Here is a 22,989-nt window from a genome sequence, read left to right as displayed (position 1 = left end):
GGCACTATACGGTCGCGAGGATCTCGGCGTGCGGCATCAGCAGCCAGCCGTCGGGATCCTCCGCGAAGTGCCTCCAGCCAGCTGCGATCCGTTCGAGCGACGCCCGGTCTGCGAGCCCTAAACGCAGCGCGTTCTCGGCAAACGCAGATTCGAGCGCACGCTCGGCCCACATGCCACCCCACCAGGCACGATCCTCGTCGCTCTCAAAGAGCCACAACGACGCCGAGCAGGTAACGTCTGACAAACCGGCCGCTCGAGCCCAGCGCTTCAAGTGGCGGCCCGCCGCGGGCTCCCCGCTCACTCCGCGGTGTACACGGAGGTACAGTTCAAGCCACTCATCGAGAGCGGGCGAATCGGGCGCCCAAATCACGCCCTCATAGTCGACGTCGCGCACCGCGACCGTACCGCCGGGTGCCGTCACCCGTTTCAGTTCTCGCAGCATGGCAATCGGATCGCCAACGTGCTGCAGCACCTGGTGCGCGTGCACGACATCGAACGACGCGTCAGGGTACTCAAGCGCGTACGCGTCGCCCGTCTCAAACCGCAGATTGGGTAAGCTCGCCCCGTCAAACTCGGCTGCGGCCTTGGCGACTACGTCGGCCGAAGCATCGAGGCCAACGGTGAGCCCCGGGGCCACGATCTGGGCCAGATCGGCCGTGATTGTGCCGGGCCCTGCACCGACATCGAGTACGCGCTGGCCCGCGACGAGCCTCGGCAGCAGGTAAGCTGCCGAGTTCTCGGCGGTGCGCCAGGTGTGCGAGCGCAGCACGCTCGCGTGATGGCCGTGGGTGTATTCGTCTGCCATGCCCGCAGCCTAGCGACTTTCGCGCGCCCGCGCGGGCGCTTAGAAACTGGGCAGTCCAGCGAGCTTGCCCTAGGTGGGTGGGTCGGTACCGTGTCCCAGCCCTCCGGCACCGTCACCACATAGCGCGCCAGTGGCCTCGCACCGCACGCACACAGCGCGAGGAGCTGGGTGAACAGTACACTGAATGCCTCGAGGTGATACTTCTCTGAACCGCGCGAGGGACCGATAGTCGGGTGGCTGGTGGTCTACACGGCGGGGGTCGACTGGTGTGATTGGGGGCAGACCGCGTGAGTCTTGCATCGTCGACGAGGCGGCATCGAAATGACGAGTCGCCACGATAAAAGCGTACTTATCGTGGCGACTCGTTATTTCGATGCATAGTCGTGGTTGCTCGAGGGCGCGGCTACAGGGCAGAACGCATTACTGACCCACGCATCTAGGGGAGGCCGGCGAGATGCGCCCTAGAACGGCAGCAGCGGGTCGACCGCGATCGCGATCGAAAGCACCGAGAGGTATGTGATCGACCCGTGGAACACGCGCATCGGCTTGCCCTCACGGCCGCGAATCGCGCTGCCGTACAGGCGGTGCGCCTCGAACAAGAAGTGCGCCCCGGCGGCGACAGCGACGATCGTGTACACCCAGCCCATCGGGCCAAAGGGGATCAGCAGCAGGCTCGACACGACGGTCGCCCACGTGTACAGAATGATCTGCAGGCCCACGGTCACGCGGCCGCGCACGACCCCGAGCATGGGCACGCCAGCGGCGGCATAGTCGTCGCGGTAGCGCATCGACAGCGGCCAGTAGTGTGCCGGGGTCCACAAGAAGATGATGAGGAAGAACACCCAGGCAGCCCACCCGAGCGTGCCGGTGACGGCGGCCCAGCCGATGAGCACGGGGAAACAGCCTGCGATGCCGCCCCAGATAATGTTTTGTTCGCTGTGGCGCTTGAGCAGCAGCGTGTAGATCACCACGTAGAAGAAGATGGCGCCGGCGCCGAGCGCGGCAGCGAGCCAGTTCGTGGTGAGTGACAGCCACACCACCGAGAGTACGCCCAGCACCCACGAGAAGATCAGCGCGTTGCGATCAGAGATCTCGCCCGTGACGAGCGGCCGGTTCTTGGTGCGCTTCATCTTGCGATCCATGTCGCGGTCGATGTAGCAGTTGAATGCGCCAGCAGACCCGGCGCTCAGCGCGCCACCGATGAGGGTGGCGAGCACGAGCCAGAGGTTCGGCAGCCCGCCCTCTGCGAGAATCATCGCGGGCACGGTCACGACGAGCAACAGCTCCATCACTCGCGGCTTGGTGAGCGCGACATAGTTCTTGATCGTGCGCCCAATCGACCGAGGGGTCTTGGGAACCTGAACATGAGCTTCATTCTGGGTGGACATCACACCCCATGGTACCTGTTCAACTCTGTAGGATCATTGAGGGTGCGTATTCACGCGCGCGTAACGAGGAAAGGTTTGCCTTGGGTAACGAACTTCAGTGGGATGAGCTCGACAATAAAGCGGTAGACACCGCCCGCGTGTTGGCGGCCGACGCCGTCGAGAAGGTGGGTAATGGTCACCCCGGCACAGCGATCAGCCTGGCACCGGTGTCGTATCTCTTGCACCAGAAGGTCATGAACCATGACCCCGCCGACCACAAGTGGGCGGGGCGCGATCGTTTTATTCTGTCGATCGGCCACTCGTCACTCACTCAGTACGTACAGCTATACCTGGGCGGGTACGGGCTCGAGCTCGACGACATTAAGGCACTGCGCACATGGGGTTCGAAGACCCCCGGCCACCCCGAGTACGGCGACACCGACGGGGTCGAGATCACCACCGGTCCGCTCGGCCAGGGCCTCGCGTCGGCCGTCGGCTTTGCGTACGCGGCCCGCTACGAGCGTGGCCTGTTCGACCCCGAGGCCGCGCCCGGCACGAGCCCCTTCGACCACAACATCTACGTGATCGCGGGCGACGGCGACCTGCAGGAGGGCGTGACCAGCGAGGCTTCGTCGCTGGCGGGTCACCAAGAGCTCGGCAACCTGATCGCGATCTACGATTCGAACCAGATCTCGATCGAAGACGACACCGACATCTCGTTCTCTGAGGACGTGGCGAAGCGCTACGAGTCGTACGGCTGGCAGGTCATCGAGGTTGACTGGAAGAAGACCGGCGCCTACGTTGAAGACATCGTCGAGCTGAACGACGCGATCGAGACGGCAAAGGCCGAGACCGGCAAGCCGAGCCTCATCATCCTCAAGACCATCATCGGCTGGCCTTCACCTGGCAAGCAGAACACGGGCGGCATTCACGGCTCGAAGCTCGGGGCCGACGAGCTCGCTGGCCTGAAGACCGCTCTGGGCTTTGATCCGGATCAGCATTTCGCCGTAGCGCCCGAGGTCATTGAGCACACTCGCCTCGCCGTGGCCCGCGGTGCCGAGCGCCGCGCCGCTTGGCAGGAGCGCTTCGATGCTTGGGCCGCCGCGAACCCCGAGCGTAAGGCACTGTTTGACCGACTCGAGGCGCAGGAGCTGCCCGAGGGTGCACTCGAGGCGCTGCCCGAGTTCGAGACCGGTTCGAGCATCGCGACGCGCGCCGCCAGCGGCAAGGTGCTCGCGGCCCTTGGCCCGATCATGCCCGAGCTGTGGGGCGGCTCTGCAGACCTCGCAGGCTCCAACAACACCACGATTCCCGGCGCCGCGTCGTTTGTGCCCGCAAACCACTCCACTTCGACCTGGACGGGTAACGAGTACGGGCGCGTGCTGCACTTCGGTATTCGCGAGCACGCCATGGCCGCGATTTTGAACGGCATTCAGCTGCACGGCAATACGCGCAGCTACGGCGGCACGTTCTTGCAGTTCGCCGACTACATGCGCCCCGCTGTGCGTCTCGCCGCCCTCATGAACGTGCCCAGCGTCTTCGTGTGGACCCACGACTCGATCGCCCTGGGCGAAGACGGTCCGACGCACCAGCCAGTGGAGCACATGGCCGCGCTGCGCGCGATTCCGAACCTCGCAATGGTGCGCCCCGCCGACGCCAACGAGACCGCTATCGCGTGGCACGAGGTGCTGAGCCGCCACGCGGGCCCCACCGGCCTCGCGTTGACGCGCCAGAACGTGCCCGTGTTTGAGGGCACCGCGACCGACGCGGTGCGCCGCGGTGCGTACGTGCTCGCAGATACCCCGACCGGGCAGCTTGACGTGATCATTATCGCGACGGGCTCCGAGGTGCAGTTGGCTGTCGAGGCGCGCGAGCGTCTCGCCGCTGAAGGCGTAGGCGCGCGCGTTGTGTCGGCGCCCTGCCTCGAGTGGTTTGCTGAGCAGACCGCTGAGTACCGCGCCGAGGTGCTTCCCGCCAGTGTGAAGGCCCGCGTGAGCGTTGAAGCCGGCATTTCGCTGGGCTGGGAGCGCTACATTGGCGACGCCGGCCGCTCGGTCTCGATCGAAACGTTTGGCGCTTCAGCCGACTACGAGACCCTGTTTGAGAAGTTTGGCATCACCACCGACGCCGTGGTCGCCGCCGCACACGACAGCATCGCCCAGGTCTAATCCGGGCACCCGGTGTGGCACGGCCCTGCGCCGTGCCACACCCCCAAAGCCAACACCCCCTATCAAGAACGGAGACGCATTCTATGACGAATTTGCGTACCCAAGCGCTCAGCGATGCTGGCGTAAGCATTTGGCTCGACGATCTCTCGCGCGAGCGCCTCGAAACCGGCAGCCTCGTGAAGGCTGTTGAAGAGCTCAACGTGGTGGGCGTGACCACGAACCCCACCATTTTTCAGAAGGCCATTGGTGCGGGCATCGGTTACGGCCCGCGCATCGCCGAGTGCGCACGCCAGGGTCTTGACGTCGACGCCACCATCACCGAGCTCACGAGCGCCGATGTGGCCGATGCCTGCGATGTACTGCGCGGCGTATATGACGCCACCGCGGGCCGCGACGGCCGCGTCTCGATCGAGGTCGAGCCGAACCTTGCGCGAGACACCGCGGGCACCGCACAGCGTGCCAAGGAGCTGTGGGCGAAGGTTCAACGCCCCAATGCGATGATCAAGATTCCCGCCACGCGCGAGGGCCTCGAGGCCATCACTGAGGCGACCGCGGCGGGCATCAGCGTGAACATCACACTGATTTTTAGCCTCGAGCGCTACCGCGAGGTCATCAACGCTTACCTCACGGGTCTCGAGCAGGCCCGTGAGGCAGACCACGACCTGTCAACCATTCACTCGGTCGCTTCGTTCTTCGTATCGCGCGTCGACACCGAAGTTGATGCTCGCCTCGAAAAGATTGGCACGGCCGAGGCGCTCGCGCTCAAGGGCAAGGCAGGCCTTGCGAATGCTCGCCTCGCATACGAGGTCTACGAAGAGTCGTTCGCGAGCGAGCGCGCGGTGCACCTCGTGTCACTGGGCGCGAATAAGCAGCGCGCGCTGTGGGCTTCGACCGGCGTGAAGGATCCGGCGCTGCCCGACACGCTCTACGTGACCGGACTCGTCGCCCCGAACGTCGTCAACACGATGCCCGAGGCCACGCTCGAGGCCGTGGCAGATCACGGTGACTTCGCAGACGCCGCCACCGTTGTTACGAGCTCCTACGCCGAGTCGAACCAGGTGCTCAACGCACTCGACGGGCTGGGGATCGACTACGCCGAGGTGACAGAGCTGCTCGAGACCGAGGGACTGTCGAAGTTCGATGATTCGTGGGACGACCTCACCGCTACGGTTGAGGCGGCTCTGAAAGCGCAAAAGTGACCGCCCAGCCTCTCGCTGAGGTGCACGTGCGCATCGCCGATCACCTCACCGCTACCCCCGTGTTTCGTGACGCCCTCGCCGCACTCGTGCGCGATCAGGTCGCGAGCCGCACGTTCGCGCTTGACGCGACCCTGTGGGGCAAGGCTGCACAGCCCGAAGCTCAGGTGAGGCTCGGGTGGACCAACGTTGACGCGGCGGCGGCCGAGCTGCTGCCGCGCATCGCGGCGCTGCGCGCCGAGTTCGCGGCCCAGGGCGTCGATCGCTTTGTGCTCTGCGGCATGGGCGGTTCGAGTCTCGGCCCGGCCGTGATCGCGCAGTGGGCCGGCGTCGAGCTCACGATGCTCGACTCGACCGACCCCGCCGCCGTGGCGCGTACGCTCGCGGGCGATCTCGCTCGCACGGCCGTCATCGTGAGCTCGAAGTCGGGCAGCACGATCGAGACTCGCAGCCACCTCGACACCTTTGAGCAGGCGTTCGAAGCCGCGGGTATTGAGCCGGGCAGCCGTCTCGTGATTGTCACCGACCCGGGTTCTCCCTTCGAGGGCGAATCACGCGACGCGGGCCGCCACGTGTTTCTGGCCGACCCCAATGTGGGCGGGCGGTTCTCGGTGCTCACGGCGTTCGGGCTGGTGCCCGCGGGGCTCGCAGGCGCCGACGTCGCGGGCCTCGTACGCGAGGCCGATGCGGTACGCACGTTACTCGGCGAGGACTCCCCCGCGAACCCCGCGCTGCAGCTCGCTGCCGCCATGTTCGCGGGTCTCCCCGCAAGGTTTGTGCTCGCCCTCGACGAGGCACCCTCGGCTCGCTGGGGCCTCGGCCGCTGGGCCGAGCAGCTCGTCGCCGAGTCGACGGGCAAAGAGGGCCTCGGGGTGCTGCCTATCGCGCTGCCCTCCGATGCGCCTGAGTTCGCGGCCGTACCGCCTTGCGTCGTCACCGCACGGGTCGCCGGCCCTGGCGCTGAGGCGGCAGAAGCGGCAGCGACGACAGCGACGGCAGAGGCCGGATCCGGAGCGCGAGACCTCACGGTCTCGGGCGCGCTCGGTGCGCAATTTCTTGCGTGGGAGCTCGCGACCGCGGCGCTCGGCCGGCTCATGGGCATCGACCCGTTCAACCAGCCCGACGTGGAGTCGGCGAAGGTTGCGGCACGCGCCGCCCTCGCCGAGGCAGAGTCCGTCGCCGCTGATGACGCAAGTGCGGCCGCGGCCACACGAATAACTGCGTCCAAGGGGAACACCACCGTGCTCGCGAAGCCCGCTGGTGCCACGGTAGAGACCGCCGCTGACATCGTGCGCACCCTGCGCGCGATGACTCCCACAGACGGTTACCTCGCGGTGCAGTGCTACGTTGACCCGCAGGGGGCGCTGCGCGCACCCCTCGAGCTGCTGCGCACGCGCCTCGCCACCGCCCTCGGGGTACCCGTGTCACTCGGCTACGGGCCCAGCTACCTGCACTCTGTCGGGCAGCTACACAAGGGCGGGCCGGCGCTCGGCGCGTTTTGGCAGCTCACTGATCCGGGGTCTGAGGATCTCGCGATCGCGGGCGCCGAGAGCAGCTTTGGCACGCTGCTGAGCGCGCAGGCGCGCGGAGACCGCGGTGTGCTCATTGAGCGGGGCAGGCCCGTGCTCGCTCTAGCGCTCGCGCCGGGCGATGCGAGCGTGCTCGAGCAGGTCATCGAGCTGCTCGCGTAGCGACCTCTCCTGGCACGCTGCCGCGCCTAGCATTCGGCCGCGTACAGCAAAGCGGGCGAGACCAAAAGGTCTCGCCCGCTTTGCTGTATCTAGCTCGGTCTATGCCTTGCTGCGTGCCGTGCCGCGACGTGCGCGCAGCTTCTCGAGGGCGGCGTCAAGCAGTTCGACGGCCTCCTCCTCGGTGCGGCGCTCCTTCACGTAGGCGAGGTGCGTCTTGTACGGCTCGTTCTTGAGCACCTGCGGCGGGTTCGCCTGGTCGCGGCCCGCGGGGAGGCCCGAGGCCGGGCAGTCGATCTGCTCGGGAATGTCTTCGGGCGAAACATCTGATGCGAAGTAACGCACCGTTTCGTTTCCGAGGGCATCCCAGTATGAAATTGCCGTGCGTTCTGCGCGTGCGCCGTGATCCATCTCCCCCATGGGGCCCGATCCGACACGTGCGCCGCGAATGGCGTTACTGCCTGCCACTAGAAACCTTTCTTTCGAGTACGAACGTGTGCCCGACGCCTCACAGGCGCCGGGCACACGTGTGATGAAGCTTTAGAGCGAGAACCGCTCGAGCAGCCCCAGGCCCACGATGGAGGCCACCCACACCACCGACACGATCACGGTGATGCGGTTCAGGTTGCGTTCGGCGACCCCTGATGAGCCGAGGCTCGAGGTCACACCGCCACCAAACATGTCAGACATGCCGCCACCCTTGCCCTTATGGAGCAGAATGAACAGCGTCAGCAGGAGGCTCGTCAGCACGAGGATGACGATCAGGGCGATCTTAAAAATGAGCACGCGAGTGACCTTTCACGGGTTGCGGGCGTGGAAAACCTACGCCCCAGTATAGTCGGGCTACCTAGGCGCCCGTGACGTGCTTGCGAAACTGCGCGATCCGCGAGAACTCATCGGCTTTGAGGCTTGCGCCACCGATGAGCGCGCCGTCAATGTTGGGCTGCGCCATGAAGCCCGCGATGTTCTCGCTCGAGACCGAACCACCGTACAAAATGCGGGTCGCGTCTGCGCGCTCGTCTCCCACCACATCGCGCAGGGCTGCGCGCAGCGCCGCGATAACCTGTTCGGCTTGCTCGGCTGACGCCGCCTGGCCGCTGCCAATCGCCCAGACCGGTTCATACGCAATCACAAACTCGGCCCCCGCGGGGAGCTTCGCGACCGCAGCCGTCATCTGAGCGAGCGGGATCGCGGCCGGGCCGTGCTCTTCAAGGTCTGCCGCGGTTTCACCGACGCAGATCACGGGTACCATGCCAGCGTTGCTGGCCGCGGCGGCCTTTGCCCCGATCAGCTCGTCGGTTTCGCCGTGCCCGTTGCGACGTTCAGAGTGCCCCACCAGGGCGTACCGTACATCGAGCTTCGCAAGCATCGCCGCCGAAATGTCACCCGTGTATGCGCCCGCCGCCTCGGGCGAGAGGTCTTGCGCACCGAGCGCCATCGGCAGCTTGTCTGCGGTGAGCAGCGTCTGCACCGATCGCAGGTCGGTGAACGGAGGAAACACGGCGACTTCGACGTCACTGTAATCGTGCCGGGCGTCCTTCAGTGACCACGAGACCTTCTGCACAAGCGCAATGGCCTGCAGGTGGTCGAGGTTCATCTTCCAGTTGCCCGCAATGAGGGGTGTACGTTGTGCTTCGCTCACGCGAGCACCTCCAATCCTGGCAGCTGCTTACCCTCGAGAAATTCGAGGCTCGCACCGCCGCCGGTAGAAATATGTCCAAAATCGGTGTCGGCAAAACCGAGGGCGCGCACGGCTGCAGCCGAGTCGCCACCACCCACGACGGTGAAGCCGTCGGTGTCTGCGAGCGCCTGCGCGACGGTGCGAGTGCCACCCGCGAATGCCGCCATCTCGAAGACGCCCATCGGGCCGTTCCAGAAGACGGTGGCAGACTGGCTGATCACCCGCGCGAACTCGGCGGCCGAGTCTGGGCCAATGTCAAGGCCGATGCCCGTTGCACCAAAGCTCGACTGACCGATCGCGTCTGCCGCCACGGTCTCGTGTGCGGCGTCTGCCGCGAAGGCCGCTGCCACGACCACATCGGTCGGCAGCACGATGCGTACGCCGCGGCGTTCGGCCTCGGCCAGGTAGCCGCGCACGGTGTCAAGCTGGTCTTCCTCGAGCAAGCTCGACGCAACGTCGTGCCCCTGAGCCGCGAGGAACGTGAAGAGCATGCCGCCGCCAATGAGCAGCGTGTCGACGCGTTCGAGCAGGTGGGAGATAACGCCCAGCTTGTCTGACACCTTCGAGCCGCCGAGCACGACGGTATAGGGGCGCTCGGCGCGTGCGGTGAGGCGCTCAAGCACCTCAAGCTCTGCCGCGACGAGACGGCCCGCCGCGCTCGGGAGCACACCCGCGAGTTCGGTGACGCTCGCCTGGCGGCGGTGCACGACACCAAAGCCGTCAGACACAAACGCGTCTGCGTGCTCGGCCAGCTGCTTCGCGAACGCGAGACGCTCCTCCTCGTCTTTGCTTGTTTCGCCCGGGTTGAAACGCAGGTTTTCGAGCAGCACGACATCACCGTCAGTAAGCTCGGTGATCGCGGCACTTGCGTCTGCGCCTACGGTTTCACCGACAAAGCGCACGGGGGCTTCAAGCAGCTCGCCCATGCGCGTAGCGACGGGGCGCAGCGAGTAGCGCTCTTCTGGGGCGCCCTTGGGGCGGCCTAGGTGGCTAATGAGTACCACGCGGGCGCCCGCATTGCGCAGCTCCCGAATCGTGGTGAGTGAGGCGCGAATGCGGCCATCGTCGGTGATGACGCCTTCAGAGAGCGGGACATTGAGGTCGCAGCGAACGATCACGGTCTGTGAACGCAGCGAACCCAGTGATTCAATAGTGCGCATGTGGTGCAGAAGTTCCTTCGGGTTGCATAACAGCGCCCCGGGGCCCGCGCGTGCGAGCCCCGGGGTACTTGAACGGGTTAGATCAGGCCCGGCGTCTGAGCGCGTGCAGCTTCGAAACGCTTCGCGACGTCCTGCCAGTTCGCGATGTTCCAGAACGCCTTGACGTAGTCAGCGCGCACGTTGAGGTAGTCCAGGTAGTACGCGTGCTCCCACACGTCGAGCATCAGCAGCGGCACGGTGCCAGCGGGGAGGTTGCCCTGCTGGTCGAACAGCTGCACAATGTTGGCGCGCTGTCCGAGCGCGTCCCATGCGAGCACTGACCAGCCCGAGCCCTGCACGCCCATGGCCGAGGCCGTGAAGTGCGCCTGGAACTTCTCGAACGAGCCGAAGAACTCGTCGATGGCTGCTGCGAGCTCGCCCTCGGGGCGGTCGCCACCCTCGGGCGACATGTTGTTCCAGAAGATCGTGTGGTTGACGTGACCGCCGACGTTGAACGCGAGGTCCTTCTCAAGCTTGTTCACGTTTGCGAGGTTGCCCGACTCGCGGGCTTCTTCGAGTGACACGAGCGCAGCGTTCGCGCCGGTGACGTACGCCTGGTGGTGCTTCGAGTGGTGCAGCTCCATGATCTTGCCGCTAATGTGCGGCTCGAGCGCCGAGTAATCGTAGGGAAGATCGGGAAGTGAGTAGGCAGCCATAGGGGCCCTCCAATCGCAGTGACGAACAGTTGTCACTGCCCAGTCTACGCCTCTCACGACGAAGACAGCCGGGGGCCCGCCGTCGATTTCTCGACGGGCGGACCCCCGGCTTCGATCAAGCGGCGCACACGCGCGCAGCCTGGCGAATCAACCTAGCGGTGTGACCGCTTAGTCGATCACCTCGGGAAGACTCGCCTCGGTGCCTGGGATCCCACGCGCCTCGGCCTCCTTGTCGGCCATCGCCAGCAGACGCCGGATCCGGCCCGCAATCGCGTCCTTCGTGAGCGCGGGCTCTGCGCGCGCCCCCAGATCGTCGAGGCTCGCCTCGCGATGCGTGAGGCGCAGCGTGCCAGCGTACTTCAGGTGCTCGGGCACCGCATCGCCCAGGATCTCGAGCGCGCGCTCGACACGCGCGCACGCCGCCACCGACGCCTGCGCCGAGCGGCGCAGATTCGCATCGTCAAAGTTCACGAGGCGGTTGGCGGTCGCGCGGGTCTCACGCGCGCGCTTGAGCTCCTCCCAGCGCGTGCGAGCCTCCTCGGCCCCCATCACACCGAGCATCTGCCCGATAGCGTCTGTGTCGCGCACGATGACACGGTTTTGGCCGCGAATTTCACGGCTCTTCGCGTCAACACCGAGCCGGCCTGCGGCGCCCACGAGCGCCATCGCCACCTCGCTCGTTGGGCATGCCAGCTCGAGGCTCGCTGAGCGACCGGGAGCGGTCAGGCTGCCGCGGGCGAGAAACGCGCCACGAAGAATCGCAGCGAGCTCGGGCTGAGCGCCCGTGGTGAGGCGGTTCGGCAAACCGCGAATCTGGCGCCGGCGCTGGTCGAGGAGGCCCAGCTGACGCGCGAGCGTCTCACCGTCAATGACGCGCACCAAGAACTGGGGTGCGCCCGGCCTGGTGGTCGACGGCGGCAGTTGCTTCGCATCAGAGCGCACACCGTAAAGCTCGGCGAGGTCCTTGCGCACACGCTGCACGATCTGAGGCGTGTGCAGCTCAACTTCAAGGGCAATGCGACCCGAGATCGAGTGCAGGCCACCCGCAACCCGCAAAACGGTCGCGACCTCAGCCATGCGCTCGCTGGTGCGTTGCACCTGGACGCGAACGAGCTCGTTCTTAACCTCGGGGGTAGACAGCACGAATAGGGATCCTCTCAAACAGGAAGGCGAAAAAGAAACGGGGCGGGCGTGAACGCGAACGCGTCTTATTCGCGACCGAGGTCGCGGTGACGCAGACTCACGCTGACGCCCGGAAGCCCGGCGAGGCGATCCGCTAATTCACGGGCCGTCGCCACCGAACGGTGCTTACCGCCGGTACAGCCGACTGCGAGCGACGCATGCCTTTTGTTTTCGCGCTGGAATCCCGCGAGAACTGGCGTGAGCGCCGCGACGTAGTGGTCGAGGAACTCTGCCGCGCCATCGCGACTGAGTACATAGTCTTTCACCTCGGCATCAACGCCGGTTAGCGCCCGCAGGTCGGGCTCCCAGAAAGGATTGGGCAGAAAGCGCATGTCGGCCATCAGGTCGACGTCGGTGGGAGCACCATACTTGAAGCCGAAGCTCACGACCGACAGTTGCAGGCCCGGCGTATCTTCGTCTGAGAAGAGTTCGCGCGTGGCCGTCGACAGATCGTGCACGTTGTAACGTGACGTGTCGATCACAACATCACTCGACGCACGCAGCTCTTGCAGCCGCTCACGCTCGAGACGGATTCCCTCGAGCAGGCTGCCCGATTCACCCTGCAGCGGGTGGGGCCTGCGCACGGCCTCATAGCGGCGTACGAGTATCTCGTCTGTCGCGTCGAGAAACACGACACGCACGGTGGCGGACTCACGCAGCTGCGTCACGGTCGCTTGAATATCTGCAAACAGGTCGCGGCCACGCACGTCAATGACCGCCACAATGCGCGGTAGCGCACCTCCTGAGCGGTCGGCCATGTCTGCGAGCGTCTTCAACATGGCCAGCGGGAGGTTGTCTACGACGTACCAGCCCAGGTCCTCAAGGGTGTTGGCGACGGTGCTGCGACCGGCACCAGACATGCCGGTGACGATAAGAATCTCCTGTTTTGAGACCGTCTCGTTCACTCAGCACCTCCCTCGTTCGTTTCTAATGCTTCGTCAATCTTAGCGTCAGCTGCGCCGTCGCGCGCGCCGGTTTCACTCAGGTGGCTAAGAACTGCATCTGCAAGCGCTTGTCCGAGGCCCGGCACGGAGCCCAGTTCTTCGCGTGAAGCGGCGCGCAGTCGGGCAACTGACCCAAAGTGTTTGAGCAGCGCTGCCACCCGTTTGGGCCCGAGCCCCGGCACCTCGGCGAGCTGACTGGTGATCGCGGTACTGCGACGCTGCCGCTGGAAGGTGATGGCGAAGCGGTGCGCTTCGTCACGCACGCGCTGCACAAGAAACAGCGCCTCGCTCGTGCGCGGCAGGATCACGGGGAACGGATCGGCGGGCAACCACACCTCTTCGAGGCGCTTCGCGATGCCGCACAGCGCAACATCATCGATGCCGGCTTCTGCGAGCGCGCGGGCGGCGGCTTTGACCTGCGGTTCGCCACCGTCGACAATGAGCAGCTGCGGCCTGTCACGATAGATTCCGGTGGGCGCTTCGCCCGCCTCACGAGCCTGGTTCAGCTGCGCGGCCCGGCGCGAGACCACCTGATAGATCGAGTCAGTGTCGTCGGTCGTTTCTTCGATGCGGTACTTGCGATAGGCGCCCTTTGCGGGCAGCCCGTCTTCAAACACCACGAGCGAAGCCACGACTCCCGTGCCCTGCAGGTGCGATACGTCGATGCACTCAATGCGCAGCGGCGGTTCGGTCATATCGAGTGCCTGCTGCAACTCTGCGAGCGCGTCGGTGCGGGCCGTAATATCGGCCGCACGCTTCAGCTTGTACCGAATGAGGTGCTCCCCCGCGTTGAGCACCGCGCGTTCGAGCAGCTGCGCCTTGTCACCGCGCTCGGGCACGTGCACGCTCACTCTGCCACCGCGAGGCCTGCGTGCGCTGAGCGCTGCCTCGAGCTCGGGCTGGTTCGCGGGCCCTCGCGGCACGAGCACCTGCGCGGGCGGCACCCGGTCGCCGTCATAGGCCGACTGGATCACCTGTTCAAGCAGCGTCGCGGGCGAATCATCGAGCTCGACATCGACGATCCAGCTGCGTTCGCCCCGGATCCGGCCGCCGCGCACGATGAACTGGTGCGCGGCAGCCGCCAGTTCGTCTGAGCGCAGCCCAAACACGTCGACGTTCACGTCGTGCGCGAGCACGATCGCGTTCTTTTCGAGCACGTGCTCGACCGCGCTCGCCTGGTCGCGCAGGCGCGCCGCATCTTCGTAGCGCTGTTCGGCCGCAGCGTCGCGCATGCTGCGCTGCAGCACTCGCAGGTGGCTTTGGTCGCCGCCGTTCAAGAAGGCGACGAGTTCTTCGACCCGGGCACGGTGCTCTTCGATCGTGGTGAGCTGCGAGCAGGGGCCCGCGCAGCGGCCGATTTGCCCGGCGAGACAGGGTTTTCCTGAGCGCATGGCGCGCTTGTAGTCGGCGTCGTTGCAGGTACGAATGGGAAACGCCTGCTGCAACAGCGCCGTCGTCTCTTTGAGCGCCCACACCTTGGGGTACGGCCCGAAATAGCGCGCACCTCTGATTTTCTCGTTGCGGGTAATGATCAGCCGGGGGGCCTCCTCTCGCAGCGTGACCGCGAGGTAGGGGTACGTCTTATCGTCTTTAAACTGCACGTTGAACGGCGGCTTAAACTCGGTGATCCAGGTGTGCTCGAGCACGAGCGACTCGGTGTCGGTAGCGACGACTGTCCAGTCCACGCGCGCCGCGAGCGCCAACATGCGCTGGGTGCGGGGCTGCAGCGCATGCAGCGGCTGAAAGTAGTTCGACAGGCGCGCGCGCAGGTTCTTGGCCTTGCCGATATACAGCACACGACCGTGACGGTCACTGAACCGGTAGACCCCCGGGCTAACGGGAATCTCACCCTGGGCAGGGCGAAACTCGTGACGCCGGTCGATCTGCCCAAAAATACCGGTCGCGGGAGCGTCGCTCACGCCGACGCTTTCGCCCGCCCGTGCAGCACCTCTGCCAAGAACCTGCCGGTGTGGCTTTCGGGGTGCTTCGCGAGCTGCTCTGGTGTGCCCTCTGCGATGATCATGCCGCCGCCCGAGCCACCCTCGGGGCCGAGGTCAATGACCCAGTCAGCGCTGCGGATCACGTCGAGGTTGTGCTCGATGGTGATGACCGTGTTGCCCTTGTCAACCAGACCATTGAGCACAAGCAGCAGCTTGCGTACGTCTTCGAAGTGCAGGCCCGTCGTGGGCTCGTCGAGCACATAGATGCTGCGACCGTTCGAGCGCTTCTGTAGCTCGGTGGCGAGCTTTACGCGCTGCGCTTCACCACCCGAGAGCGTCGTCGCGCTCTGCCCAAGGCGCACATAACCGAGCCCCACGTCAACGAGCGTCTTCATGAAACGGTGAATCGACGAGATCGGCTCAAAGAACTTCTCGGCCTCCGCGATGGGCATGTCGAGCACCTCAGAGATGTTCTTGCCCTTGTATCGCACCTGCAGGGTCTCGCGGTTATAGCGCTTGCCGCCGCACGACTCGCACGCCACATACACGTCGGGCAGAAAGTTCATCTCGATCTTGAGGGTGCCGTCGCCCGAGCATGCCTCGCACCGGCCGCCCTTCACGTTGAAACTGAAGCGACCTGGCAGGTAGCCGCGGGTCTTCGCCTCGGGGGTCTCTGCAAAGAGGTTGCGGATCTTGTCAAATACGCCCGTGTAGGTCGCGGGGTTCGAGCGCGGGGTGCGCCCGATGGGAGCCTGGTCGACATGCACGACCTTGTCGAGGTGGTCGAGTCCGGTGACGCGCGTGTGTTTGCCGGGCACGAGCCGTGCACCGTTGAGCTGGTTGGCGAGCACGCGGTAGAGGATGTCGTTCACGAGCGTGGACTTGCCCGAGCCAGACACTCCCGTCACGGCCGTCATGATGCCGAGCGGAAACACGGCGTCGACGCTCTGCAGGTTGTTGGAGCGAGCACCCACAACTTTGAGTTCGCGCTGCTTGTCACGTTTACGTCGCTTCTTCGGCGTCTCGATCTCGCGCCTACCAGACAGGTAATCAGCGGTAATCGAGCGCGTGTTATCGAGCAGCTCGGCGTACTCCCCCGAGTGCACGACCGTGCCGCCCTCGACACCGGCCCCCGGCCCAATGTCGACGATCCAGTCGGCCGCCTCAATCGTTTCTTCATCATGCTCAACCACGATCAGGGTGTTGCCGAGGTCGCGCAGCTTAATGAGGGTTTCGATGAGGCGCCGATTGTCGCGCTGGTGCAGGCCGATAGAGGGCTCGTCGAGCACGTAGAGCACGCCGGTGAGGCCCGATCCGATCTGAGTAGCCAGGCGAATGCGCTGCGCTTCGCCGCCCGACAGCGTGCCCGCACCGCGGGCAAGGGTCAGGTAGCCGAGGCCCACCTCGATCAAGAAGTCAAAGCGAAGCCGGATCTCGCGCAGCACCTGTGCGGCGATCTTCGCTTCCCGCTCGGTGAGCGTGACCTCGTCAAAGAAGCGCTTCGCGTTTTCAAGGCTGAACTCGCCGACCTGCGCGATCGACTCGTCGTTGACGGTAACCGCAAGCACCTCGGGCTTGAGCCGCTGACCGTGGCAGGCGTGGCACGGTACCTCGCGCAGAAACTCGCGCCACCTGTCACGCTTCGTGTCACTCTCGGCTTCGGCGTACTGCCGCTCAATGAACGGGATCACACCCTCGAAGCCCGAGCTGTACTTCACCTCGCGGCCAAAGCGGTTCTTCCACCGCACGTTCACCTTGAAGTTGTTGCCGTAGAGCACGGCCTGCGTTACGTCTTCGGGCAGCTCGCTCCACGGCGTATCGAGCGAAAATTCTAGGTCGTTCGAAAGCCCCACGAGTAGCTTCTCGTAGTACTGGTACAGGCTCTTGCCCTGGCTCGTCCACGGCACGATGACACCCTCAGTGATCGCGAGCTCGGGGTCCCCCAGCACCAGGTCTTCGTCCACTGACATGCTGGTGCCGAGGCCCGAGCAGGTGCCGCACGCGCCAAACGGAGCGTTGAACGAGAACGTGCGCGGCTCGATTTCGGTGAGCTGCACGGGGTGCTGGTTGGGGCACGACAGGTGCTCGGAGTACTGCTGCGTGCGATCCGGAGCCTTGGCATCGAGATCGACATAGTCGATCGTGACGATGCCGCCCGCCAGTTTCAGCGCGGTTTCGAGGGAGTCAGTGAGGCGGCCGAGCACGTCGGGGCCCGCGACGAGCCGGTCGATCACGACCGAGATCTCGTGCTTGACCTGCTTCTTGAGCTTGGGCGGGTCAGACAGCTGCACGAGCTCGCCGTCGACAATCGCGCGCGAGTAGCCGCTTGCAGCAAGCTCTTGGAAGAGCTCTACAAACTCGCCCTTTTTCTTCACCACGACGGGCGCGAGCACCTGGAACCTGGTGCGCTCGGGCAGTTCCATGAGCTGATCTGCGATCTGCTGCACGGTCTGCGACGCGATCTTCTCGCCACACTGGGCGCAGTGGGGCACGCCGATGCGCGCCCACAGCAGGCGCATATAGTCGTAGATCTCGGTGATCGTGCCGACCGTTGAGCGCGGGTTGCGGTTGGTCGATTTCTGATCGATCGAGACCGCGGGGCTTAAGCCCTCAATAAAGTCGACGTCTGGCCTGTCGACCTGGCCAAGAAACTGGCGCGCGTAGGCGCTGAGGGACTCGACGTAACGCCGCTGCCCCTCAGCAAAGATAGTGTCGAACGCGAGGCTCGACTTGCCGCTGCCCGAGAGCCCCGTAAACACAACCATCGAGTCGCGTGGAATCTTAAGGTCGACGTTTTGCAGGTTGTGCACCCGCGCTCCCTGCACGCTAATCTGCGCGTGCGCGGCAGAGGAACGAACGGGAGTGGGGCTGGCTTGAGTGCTTCGCGAGGTCACCGCTCTATCTTATGCCGCCGGGCCTGAATGGTCGAACATATTTCCTATTCGGTTGCGCACGGTCCCCAATCACGCCACTCCGACCCGTCCCGCCCTGCCGAATTCTTCTCGTAGCCTGCAAGCGCTCGAAAAGTCTGCGCGTATCAGAATCGACCGCATACCGCGCACTGGCGATGACGTGGTGACACATCCGCTTCAAGTCAGAACGCACTTCTAGCTTGCGCAGTATCACCCAAAGAGAAAGCGTCATATCGTCCTCTGACACCTCATCGCCCGCTTGCGCTCGACCCTGGTCGTCAAAATGAGCATCTTCTTCAAGCATCGGCACGCGCGGCAACAGTTCTACCTCGATCAGATTCGCAAACGCGGGCTCCCATGCCGGATCAGAACGCCCCGATTCGTTCTCCTGCAAAATGCGAAAGCGGCACCAGTCGTCTGGCAGGTGCAGCCACATTTCGGAGCTAAAGAAAACTTCGATACTGCAGCCGACGCCCAAAGCTTGAAGTCGGGCACACGCAAACGCGCGTGCCGCATCCAGTCATCCAGTCATACAGTCATCCAGGATTTGAGGCGCACCGTCGTCGGAGCGTATGTCAAGGTCGTCGCTGCGCCGGTCAAACCGGGTCGAAAGGTAGGCGGTGGCCTCCCAAAATTCCTCGTCCGTGAGTGACGCCGCAGCAAGCAGCCGGTTTGCGCGTCCCCGTGAATAGGTTGATTCAGACATGCCCCAAGTGTGACTCACGCGACAGTCGCACATAAGGGGGTTTAGGGAATCTGTGGAGAACGGGTCGAATCCGCATCAAACCTGCGCCTGTGAGCGACTCGCTACGGTCATTCCAACAGCGCTCGCCCCGGGTGCCCTGCGGCGAGCGCTGTTGACTTTCTGCCTTACAGATGCCCCGCCGCGTCCATGCTGCGCAGCTCGCGCTTCAGTTCTGACACCTCGTCGCGTAGCCGCGCGGCGAGCTCGAACTTCAGCTCGTCGGCCGCGGCCAGCATCTGCTCGGTCAGCTCCGAGATGAGCGTCTCCAGCTTTTCGGCTCCTTCGCCCGCGATCGCCCCGGCGCGCGCCGCTGCCTTGCCCTTGGCGCGCTGCGGTGAACCACCCTTGCGCTGTGCGTGCGCGCCCGAGCGCGAGAGCACATCTTCGGTGTCGGCGGCTTCGCGCGCCAGCATCTCGGTGATGTCGCCGATCTTCTTGCGCAGCGGCTGCGGGTCGATGCCGTGCTCGGTGTTGTACGCCACCTGAATCTCGCGGCGCCTCGTCGTCTCGTCGATCGCCTCGCGCATCGAGCGTGTGATCTTGTCGGCGTACATGTGCACCTGGCCCGAGACGTTACGCGCGGCACGGCCGATCGTTTGAATCAATGACGTCGACGAACGCAGGAAGCCTTCTTTGTCTGCGTCGAGGATCGCGACGAGCGACACCTCGGGCAGGTCGAGCCCCTCGCGCAGCAGGTTGATGCCGACGAGCACGTCGTAGACGCCGGCGCGCAGTTCGGTCAACAGTTCGACGCGGCGCAGCGTATCGACGTCGGAGTGCAGGTAGCGCACGCGCACGCCCGCCTCTTCCATAAACGTGGTGAGCTGCTCCGCCATTTTCTTGGTGAGCGTGGTCACGAGCACGCGCTCGTCACGCTCGGCGCGCGCCCGCACCTCCTCGAGCAGGTCATCAATCTGTCCCTCAGAGGGTTTCACAATGATCTCGGGGTCGACGAGCCCGGTCGGGCGAATGATCTGCTCGACGACGCCGTCTGCACGCTCCATCTCGTACTTGCCCGGGGTGGCCGACAGGTACACGACCTGGCCCACCCGGTTCTGAAACTCAGAGAATTTGAGGGGCCGGTTATCGAGTGCGCTGGGCAGCCGAAACCCGTGATCCACCAGCGTGCGTTTGCGCGACGAGTCGCCCTCGTACATGGCCCCGATCTGCGGCACCGTTACGTGTGACTCGTCGATCACGACCAAGAAGTCGTCTGGGAAGTAGTCGAGCAGGCAGTGCGGCGCCTCCCCTTGTTTGCGGCCGTCGATGTGACGCGAGTAGTTCTCGATGCCAGAGCAGAACCCAATCTGCTCCATCATTTCGAGGTCAAAGGTGGTGCGCATGCGTAACCGCTGCTCTTCCACGAGCTTGTTTTGCTGCTTCAGTTCGCGCGTGCGCTCATCGAGTTCGGCAGAAATGGTGCCCATCGCCCGGTTCATCACCTCGCGGCTCGCGACATAGTGGGAGCCGGGAAACACCGACACCGTCTCAACCTGCTTCACGACGTTACCCGTCACCGGGTGCAGGTAGTACAGCGCCTCAATCTCATCGCCGAAAAACTCGATCCGGATCGCGAGCTCCTCATACATGGGGATGATCTCGACCGTGTCGCCTCGCACGCGGAAGTTGCCGCGCACGAACTCAATGTCGTTGCGCTGGTACTGCATGTCGACGAAGCGGCGCAGCAGCACATCGCGGTCGAGGCGGTCGCCGACGACGAGCGGCACCATCGCCTCGTAGTATTCCTCGGGCTTGCCGAGGCCATAAATGCACGAGACGGTCGACACGACGACGGTGTCGCGGCGACTCAGCAACGCGTTGGTGGTCGAGTGCCGCAGCCGCTCGACTTCGGCGTTCACCGACGAGTCCTTCTCAATGAAGGTGTCGGTCTGCGGCACGTACGCCTCGGGCTGGTAGTAGTCGTAATAGCTGACGAAGTACTCGACCGAGTTGTTGGGCATCAGCTCACGAAACTCGTTCGCGAGCTGCGCCGCGAGCGTCTTGTTGTGCGCGAGAATCAGCGTGGGCCGCTGCACCTGCTCGATCAACCACGCCGTCGTCGCAGACTTACCCGTTCCGGTCGCTCCGAGCAGCACCACGTCGGTCTCGCCGGCATTAATGCGCTGCGCGAGCTCTGCGATCGCTTTGGGCTGGTCGCCACTGGGTTCGTACTCAGAGATAACCTCGAACGGCCGTACGCTGCGTGTGGGCTCCATGCTTTTGAGCTTACTCTGCCCATGCCGGCAGGGGCTACATCGTTGAATTGATGCGGTTCTTGCTCATATCGTTGCGGCGTGGGCGCAGAAGCGCCGGCAACGCTCCGTAACCGATGCCCGCCATTGTATATAACGCCCCGATCCCCATGGGTAACCCCAACGCATCCGGCTGGTCAAGGGCGCTCTGTGCTGCACTAATCCACGTGGCAGACGAGGTGGCCGCCATCGACCCCCCGAGCGCGATCACCCACCGTGATGCCAGCACACCAGGGCCCGTCACAAAGTACCCGACAACCGCGATCAGCAGACCAACCAAAGCCACAACACCGCAGCTGACGAAGCGGTGCTCTGGTCGTGTGCGGGCCTGCGATCGTCGCGCTCTCTCCCAGTGACGACAGTTCTCATTTGCTAGGCGCCCTTCGCGGGGATGTCGCCCGTTTGCCGGTCTGCCGACTCGAGAATCTCGTCTAGCGCTCGCCGCGAGACGCGAGAGTGGCGCACCGCACCGACCGTGGTGTCGAGGTGCTCGCGCACACCGTCAGCGACCTCTTGCACAACAAGCCTGACCCTTTCTGGGTCAAGCCCCGCGTCGACAGCTGATTCGGTCCAATCATCGGGCGTGATGGTCAAGAAGTGGTCCATGTACCCGACCGGCATTGCGAGTGACTGGCCGTATTCAGGGAACATGCCGATCGGTATGGCGTCGTACAGGGGTGACAGGGTGATGCTTCCTTCTTGGTGCAGCAGCGAGTAGTTCTTGCCGTGCGCGTCGGCGTTACCGATGATCGCGTTAAATGCGTACTGCCGATAGAACTCATACCCCAGCTCGTCGTCACCGGTCTCGCGCCGCAGCATCGCGGTGATTTCGTCAGGCCCGACCAGGTACTTCTGATCCGGCGAGACCCCGAGTGCTTGGGTCATGTCTTCGGCGTGGATCCGACGACCTAACTCCTCTGACTCAGCGAAGCGGTCAAAGCGTGTGATCTGAAAGGTCGTCTCACCCGCAAACTCCACCTGCGCCGACCTCGGGGCAGCCACACCAGACAGATTAGCTAGACGCAATGTGGCGGACTCGATCTGTTCAAGCCCGCTGTGTTCACGCGACTCCGGCTTGAGTATGTGCGTTGAGGGCGTCCAAGCGTCCGACCAAAAGTCCCCGAAAGAAGTACGAGTGAGCGCGAACTTGGATTGCGCACCCGCGAGAGAAAACCTCGGCGGCACACCTGAACGAGCGAAACCCGTGCCGCCCCGGCGGATCTGAGCAATGCGATCCGCTATCTCATCTTCAGTAGCCGCGTACAAGAATGGCTGCCCCTGCACCGGGCCCACCAAGTCAGAGTGCAGCACGATTCCACCGGGCAGGTCCCCTCCGATCGCCGTGAGGAGATCCCAGGACGACGTACTTCGCGCGCCGGTCGACGCTTGAATTGCATCGCGAGCAGCTCCACTTTCAGGCAACAGTGCCTCTAAGAAATTGTCTGCCGCCTCGGGCGAGACCGCTTCGCCATACGGGAGTGAGATAGACAGTCGAGCGTCAGACCCAGAGCTGTAAACAAACCTCGATCGCTGAAACGCACCTGATGCACGTTCAAATCGGCCTATCAGCTCCCCACAAACCCAAGCATGCAAAACTTCTGACATCAGAGCCCCCGAGATACGTTCATTTTTGTTACGGGAATGTCGAGAGCGCGCGCGATTCTCCACGCGATAGGTGGGCTCATAGCCTCATAGGTTCCCCGCTCGATTTGTCGCACCTCGTATGCAGAGAGCCCCATGCGCACAGCAAGCTCCTCGGACGAGACACCTCGCAGAATCCTAAAGTCCACGATGCGCTGCCCAAAGTCTCGAGCCGAGCGAATATGGATCACCGGCCGTCTACTGATCGTCAGCCTCACTTCTTCGTCCAGGTGCATACGAGCCGCGAGCACAACTGCCGCCCCAGCAGGAGCCGTGGGCAACGCTTGCCCATCGAAGTAATCACGAATCAAAGCTGCAGGGTTGCTTGACTGATGCAGTTGACGCACAACACTCGCTAACCGCTGCTTGCGCATCCCTGTCGCGTGACTCAAACTTCGGGTAAGGAAGAATTGCGCCAGGTCGGCTTGAGTGTTCGCACCGAGCGGGCGACGGGTCTTCTTAGGCGCAGAAGCCGACTCAACAACCCAGGCTCCCCCTACTCCCTTGTGGGCAGGCACTTTGCCGGCACGCGCTAGCCTGCGAGCGTGCTGAACCGTTACGCCCCGACCCCGCGCGAAGTCAGCAATGGTTGTAGACATAACACTTATCGTTC

General features: G+C 64.3%; 19 protein-coding genes. 3 read left to right on the top strand and 16 right to left on the bottom strand.

What is annotated here, in order from left to right; genetic code table 11:
• Positions 1-4 precede the first annotated feature (4 nt).
• Positions 5-805: a methyltransferase domain-containing protein gene (locus ACXR2T_RS05010; protein ID WP_458837810.1), complete on the bottom strand. Its 801-nt coding sequence runs from the start codon at positions 803-805 to the stop codon at positions 5-7.
• A 461-nt stretch (positions 806-1,266) separates the two neighbouring features.
• Complete coding sequence (locus tag ACXR2T_RS05005) at positions 1,267-2,193, bottom strand: heme o synthase (RefSeq protein WP_458837809.1); 927 nt, start codon at positions 2,191-2,193, stop codon at positions 1,267-1,269.
• A gap of 80 nt (positions 2,194-2,273) precedes the next feature.
• On the opposite strand from ACXR2T_RS05005, the gene tkt reads away from it, so the two are divergent.
• The 3 genes from tkt (at position 2,274) to ACXR2T_RS04990 (ending at position 7,227) form a co-directional block, all read left to right on the top strand.
• On the top strand, positions 2,274-4,340 hold the full coding sequence (gene tkt / locus ACXR2T_RS05000) for a transketolase (protein WP_458837808.1): 2,067 nt from the start codon (positions 2,274-2,276) through the stop codon (positions 4,338-4,340).
• Positions 4,341-4,423: 83 nt separating this feature from the next.
• Entirely contained in the window at positions 4,424-5,539 is a 1,116-nt protein-coding gene (tal, locus tag ACXR2T_RS04995) for a transaldolase (RefSeq protein WP_458837801.1), read from the top strand.
• Positions 5,536-7,227: a glucose-6-phosphate isomerase gene (locus ACXR2T_RS04990; protein WP_458837800.1), complete on the top strand. Its 1,692-nt coding sequence runs from the start codon at positions 5,536-5,538 to the stop codon at positions 7,225-7,227. The genes tal and ACXR2T_RS04990 overlap by 4 nt, the downstream gene beginning before the upstream one ends.
• A gap of 99 nt (positions 7,228-7,326) precedes the next feature.
• Here ACXR2T_RS04990 and ACXR2T_RS04985 read toward each other — a convergent pair whose 3' ends face one another.
• The 14 genes from ACXR2T_RS04985 to ACXR2T_RS04920 form a co-directional block, all read right to left on the bottom strand.
• Entirely contained in the window at positions 7,327-7,692 is a 366-nt protein-coding gene (locus ACXR2T_RS04985) for an RNA polymerase-binding protein RbpA (RefSeq protein WP_458812607.1), read from the bottom strand.
• Between the two features lie 72 nt (positions 7,693-7,764).
• Positions 7,765-8,010 carry a preprotein translocase subunit SecG gene (gene secG, locus ACXR2T_RS04980; protein WP_458812604.1) on the bottom strand — a complete coding sequence of 82 codons (246 nt, stop codon included), beginning with the start codon at positions 8,008-8,010 and terminating at the stop codon, positions 7,765-7,767.
• A gap of 61 nt (positions 8,011-8,071) precedes the next feature.
• Positions 8,072-8,866, bottom strand: coding sequence for a triose-phosphate isomerase (gene tpiA, locus ACXR2T_RS04975; RefSeq protein WP_458837799.1), 795 nt, complete (start codon positions 8,864-8,866; stop codon positions 8,072-8,074).
• The gene (locus tag ACXR2T_RS04970) at positions 8,863-10,065 is read right to left on the bottom strand and encodes a phosphoglycerate kinase (RefSeq protein WP_458837798.1); all 1,203 of its coding nucleotides are present in this window, start codon (positions 10,063-10,065) and stop codon (positions 8,863-8,865) included. The genes tpiA and ACXR2T_RS04970 overlap by 4 nt, the downstream gene beginning before the upstream one ends.
• Positions 10,066-10,142: 77 nt before the next feature.
• Complete coding sequence (locus ACXR2T_RS04965) at positions 10,143-10,760, bottom strand: superoxide dismutase (protein ID WP_458812595.1); 618 nt, start codon at positions 10,758-10,760, stop codon at positions 10,143-10,145.
• 168 nt (positions 10,761-10,928) lie between these two features.
• Positions 10,929-11,903 (bottom strand): DNA-binding protein WhiA, encoded by a 975-nt coding sequence (gene whiA / locus ACXR2T_RS04960; RefSeq protein WP_458812592.1) that lies wholly within the window; start codon positions 11,901-11,903, stop codon positions 10,929-10,931.
• Between the two features lie 65 nt (positions 11,904-11,968).
• The gene (gene rapZ / locus ACXR2T_RS04955) at positions 11,969-12,847 is read right to left on the bottom strand and encodes an RNase adapter RapZ (RefSeq protein WP_458812590.1); all 879 of its coding nucleotides are present in this window, start codon (positions 12,845-12,847) and stop codon (positions 11,969-11,971) included.
• Positions 12,844-14,805 (bottom strand): excinuclease ABC subunit UvrC, encoded by a 1,962-nt coding sequence (gene uvrC / locus ACXR2T_RS04950; RefSeq protein ID WP_458837797.1) that lies wholly within the window; start codon positions 14,803-14,805, stop codon positions 12,844-12,846. The genes rapZ and uvrC overlap by 4 nt, the downstream gene beginning before the upstream one ends.
• A complete protein-coding gene (uvrA, locus tag ACXR2T_RS04945; RefSeq protein ID WP_458812638.1) occupies positions 14,802-17,651 on the bottom strand; it encodes an excinuclease ABC subunit UvrA in 2,850 nt (949 codons plus the stop codon). The genes uvrC and uvrA overlap by 4 nt, the downstream gene beginning before the upstream one ends.
• Before the next feature lie 607 nt (positions 17,652-18,258).
• Positions 18,259-18,444 carry a hypothetical protein gene (locus tag ACXR2T_RS04940; protein ID WP_458837796.1) on the bottom strand — a complete coding sequence of 62 codons (186 nt, stop codon included), beginning with the start codon at positions 18,442-18,444 and terminating at the stop codon, positions 18,259-18,261.
• A 164-nt stretch (positions 18,445-18,608) separates the two neighbouring features.
• A complete protein-coding gene (gene uvrB, locus ACXR2T_RS04935; protein ID WP_458837795.1) occupies positions 18,609-20,699 on the bottom strand; it encodes an excinuclease ABC subunit UvrB in 2,091 nt (696 codons plus the stop codon).
• Between the two features lie 34 nt (positions 20,700-20,733).
• Positions 20,734-21,021 (bottom strand): hypothetical protein, encoded by a 288-nt coding sequence (locus ACXR2T_RS04930; RefSeq protein ID WP_458837794.1) that lies wholly within the window; start codon positions 21,019-21,021, stop codon positions 20,734-20,736.
• A gap of 86 nt (positions 21,022-21,107) precedes the next feature.
• The gene (locus ACXR2T_RS04925; protein WP_458837793.1) at positions 21,108-22,340 is read right to left on the bottom strand and encodes a HipA domain-containing protein; all 1,233 of its coding nucleotides are present in this window, start codon (positions 22,338-22,340) and stop codon (positions 21,108-21,110) included.
• Positions 22,340-22,612 (bottom strand): helix-turn-helix domain-containing protein, encoded by a 273-nt coding sequence (locus tag ACXR2T_RS04920; protein WP_458837807.1) that lies wholly within the window; start codon positions 22,610-22,612, stop codon positions 22,340-22,342. The genes ACXR2T_RS04925 and ACXR2T_RS04920 overlap by 1 nt, the downstream gene beginning before the upstream one ends.
• Positions 22,613-22,989: the final 377 nt, after the last annotated feature.

The organism is Leucobacter faecis, from assembly GCF_054456635.2.
This window is presented reverse-complemented; position numbering and strand designations above follow the sequence as displayed.

Bases quoted from the DNA above. Each gene is read 5' to 3' on its own strand.
- ACXR2T_RS05010 (WP_458837810.1), bottom strand. From the start codon at position 805: ATGGCAGACGAATACACCCACGGCCATCACGCGAGCGTGCTGCGCTCG.
- ACXR2T_RS05005 (WP_458837809.1), bottom strand. From the start codon at position 2,193: ATGTCCACCCAGAATGAAGCTCATGTTCAGGTTCCCAAGACCCCTCGG.
- tal (WP_458837801.1), top strand. From the start codon at position 4,424: ATGACGAATTTGCGTACCCAAGCGCTCAGCGATGCTGGCGTAAGCATT.
- ACXR2T_RS04970 (WP_458837798.1), bottom strand. From the start codon at position 10,065: ATGCGCACTATTGAATCACTGGGTTCGCTGCGTTCACAGACCGTGATC.
- ACXR2T_RS04965 (WP_458812595.1), bottom strand. From the start codon at position 10,760: ATGGCTGCCTACTCACTTCCCGATCTTCCCTACGATTACTCGGCGCTC.
- ACXR2T_RS04940 (WP_458837796.1), bottom strand. From the start codon at position 18,444: ATGTCTGAATCAACCTATTCACGGGGACGCGCAAACCGGCTGCTTGCT.
- uvrB (WP_458837795.1), bottom strand. From the start codon at position 20,699: ATGGAGCCCACACGCAGCGTACGGCCGTTCGAGGTTATCTCTGAGTAC.
- ACXR2T_RS04925 (WP_458837793.1), bottom strand. From the start codon at position 22,340: ATGTCAGAAGTTTTGCATGCTTGGGTTTGTGGGGAGCTGATAGGCCGA.
- ACXR2T_RS04920 (WP_458837807.1), bottom strand. From the start codon at position 22,612: ATGCACCTGGACGAAGAAGTGAGGCTGACGATCAGTAGACGGCCGGTG.